This is a genomic window from Moorena sp. SIO4E2, from assembly GCF_010671945.1.
Lineage (GTDB): Bacteria > Cyanobacteriota > Cyanobacteriia > Cyanobacteriales > Coleofasciculaceae > Moorena > Moorena producens.
The window spans coordinates 1-3,191 of sequence record NZ_JAAHIE010000713.1; the positions used below are offsets into that span (position 1 = coordinate 1).

2 protein-coding genes are annotated in these 3,191 nt (G+C 41.9%); both read left to right on the forward strand.

What is annotated here, in order from left to right; translation table 11 throughout:
• Positions 1–118: 118 nt before the first annotated feature.
• Positions 119–2,134 (forward strand): AAA-like domain-containing protein, encoded by a 2,016-nt coding sequence (locus tag F6K37_RS35875; RefSeq protein ID WP_287255706.1) that lies wholly within the window; start codon positions 119–121, stop codon positions 2,132–2,134.
• Between the two features lie 262 nt (positions 2,135–2,396).
• Positions 2,397–3,191: AAA-like domain-containing protein (locus tag F6K37_RS35880; RefSeq protein ID WP_287255707.1), on the forward strand; the 795-nt coding region annotated here is incomplete at its 3' end.

Genomic DNA, 3,191 nt, shown 5'->3' on the forward strand with positions numbered 1-3,191 from the left:
CGTAAGCACTCAGCTGATACGCGACACGCTGATAGCACCTCAAGTAGCGTGCGCGTAGCCCATAGGCTTACGATAAACCCTACCGAAATTAATATCCTGGATAGGTTGGGCATCTCAGATGAAGACTAATAACCATCGGTCAGTGTGTGGGAAATTCAAGCAGCGGTTAAATAATGCGGTTAAACGCTGGTTTAATTCCCCTAAAAATGGTCATAGCAGCACCACACAATCTATTACTCAGCCACCTAACTACAGCAACGGCGTAGGTAATAATACCTGGCTCCCTGGTTATCGGCTACATAAGGGTAAGTATACTATCGAAAAAAAACTAGGACAAGGTGGGCTGGGTATTACCTATTTAGCCCGAACTAAAACAGGCGATCGCATCGTTATTAAAACTATCGTTAATCATGTACTCCGCCAAGATAATTTATTAGAATATTGGAAAATTTTTGCCAACGAAGCGGTAAAGTTAGCCCAATGTAGCTGTGGCAATCCTCATCTAGTCGGCTTATCAGAAGAAATCATCCGAGAAGGTGATTTGCCCTGCTTGATCATGGAATACATCGAGGGGGAAACCTTGTCGGATCTGGTGAAACGGCAGGGTGTGCTTTCGGAAGAGCAAGCCTTGCTCTACATTGGGCAAATTGGTAGCGCCCTCAGGGATATTCATCAGCAAGGATTACTCCATCGGGATGTTAAACCTCATAACATCATGGTGGGTCACGATGGTTCTGGTGCCGTGTTGATTGATTTGGGTATTGCTACTAGGTTTGTCCCTGGGGTTACCCAAACTCATCTGTGTGGGCGGACTCCTGGCTATGCTCCTCTGGAACAATATGAGTGGCGAGGGCAACAGGGTCCCTACACCGATGTCTATGCTTTGGCCGCTACCTTGTATGTGCTTTTAACTGGAAAGAAACCAGTAGCCGCTGAGGATCGGGCTGATGGAGTTGTATTACCACCACCAAAGGATTTTAATCCCCAGATTAGCGATCGCATAAATCGAGCCATTCTCCATGGCATGAACTTGGTGGCTAGCGATCGCCCTCAGTCTATACCAGAATTTTTAACATTACTCGGTATTGAATTACCAAATAATAATAGCAACTATAATAACACAAGTAGCACTAATAATCAACAACAGACAACCGCTCAAGTTGGAGACTTTTATATAGAACGTCCTCAAGATGCTGAGTGTTATCAAAAGAGTTTACAACCAGGGGCACTAATTCGGATTAAAGCACCGAAGCTGATGGGGAAAACGTTACTTAGTCATCGGATTCTTGCTTATGCTAAATCTAGGGGTTATCGCACGGTTTATTTGAATCTGAATGAGTTTCCTTGCCATGATTTGGAGATATTTTTCCAGTCTTTTTGTGTGCGGGTTGCTCAAAAATTGAAATTGCCCAATGAGTTGCCAAATTATTGGGACGATAGTTTGTTCACCACTGAAGTAAAGTGTAGCACCTACTTTGAAGAGTATTTGTTGGTTTCTTCAGAGAGTCCTTTAGTTTTATGTCTCGATAACCTGGAGCGAGTTTTTCCTCATCAACAAGTTGCTGAAGGGTTTCTTACTTTGCTGCGTAGTTGGCATGAAAATGGCCAATTTTATGATATTTGGAAAAGACTGCGATTGATAGTGGTTTATGCTACGGAAGTTTATATTGAATTGGCTATCAATAAGTCGCCTTTCAATGTAGGATATCCTGTAGATTTAACTGATTTTACTTTGAATCAGGTTCAGGATTTGGCGAAATTTTATGGCTTAAATTTATCCGTTAATTCAGTACACAAATTAATGAGCATGGTAGGGGGACATCCTTATTTATTAAAGTTAGCTTTCTCTACTCTTAGCAAAAATACTAACATGACCATGGAGCATATTTTAGAAACAGCCCCGACAGAATCAGGAATTTATCGCCATCATTTGCGAGAACTTTTAAATAATCTCATGCTCCATTCCAATTTACTAAACGCTTTCAAAAAATTACTGACAACTACTCAAGCAGTGCGCCTGGATTATAAGGAAACTTATCTGTTAGAAAGTCTGGGATTAGTCAGAGCAATCGGTAATGATTGTATTCCGAGATATAATTTGTATCGTCATTATTTTAGTGACAGAATTTTATAGTGAATGTAAGCAGTCAGCGGTCAGCAGTCAGCGGTCAGCGGTCAGCCGTTGGTTGAAAAGTGAAAAGTGAAAACTGTTCGCGTAGCGTGCGCGTAGCGCTTAAGCTGTTCGCGTAGCGTGCGCGTAGCGCTTAAGCTGATAACTGATAGCTGATAACTGATAGCTAATAGCTGATAACTGATAGCTAATAGCTGATAACTGATAGCTGATAGCTGATAGCTAATAGCTGATAGCTTCTTTATTCCCTACTCCCTTCCCAATCATGACCAACCAACCAACAATCTATCAAGTTGGCGGAAGTTTACCTAACAATGCTGCTACTTATGCAGTCAGAAAAGCTGATCAAGAAATTTTTGATGCTTTGATGGCTGGGGAATTTTGTTATGTGCTCAACTCGCGACAGATGGGTAAGTCTAGTTTGCGGGTAAAAACCATGCAAAGACTAATAGAGGCGGGAGTAGCTTGTGCTTCTGTTGATGTTACCCAAATTGGCAATTTCGTAACGTCAGAGCAATGGTATGCTAGCTTAATAAAGAGTCTGGTAAATAGTTTTAAGCTCTCAGATAAATTCAAGGTTTTACCTTGGTTACGAGAGCGTAAGCAACTCTCGCCATTAATGTGGTTGGGTGAGTTTATTGAAGAAGTGCTGTTGTCAGAGATTCCAGAAAATATTGTTATCTTTCTGGATGAAATTGACAGTATTATTAAGGTAGAGTTTAAAGATGATTTCTTTGCCTTTATTCGCAGTTGTTATAACAAACGAGCGGAAAATCCTGCCTACAAGCGGCTGAATTTTTGCTTGCTGGGAGTAGCAACTCCAGCGGATTTGATTCAGGATAAACAGCGCACTCCGTTTAATATTGGTCGGGATATTGACCTGACTGGCTTTACCTTTGAGGAAGCGAAAGAGCCTCTGATCCCTGGTTTGGAAGGGAAAGTGGATAATCCTGAACAGGTGTTAGCTGAGATATTGAACTGGACGGGGGGACAACCGTTTCTGACCCAGAAGTTGTGTAAGTTAATGGTGGATGGATCCCCCCTAACCCCCCTTAACAAG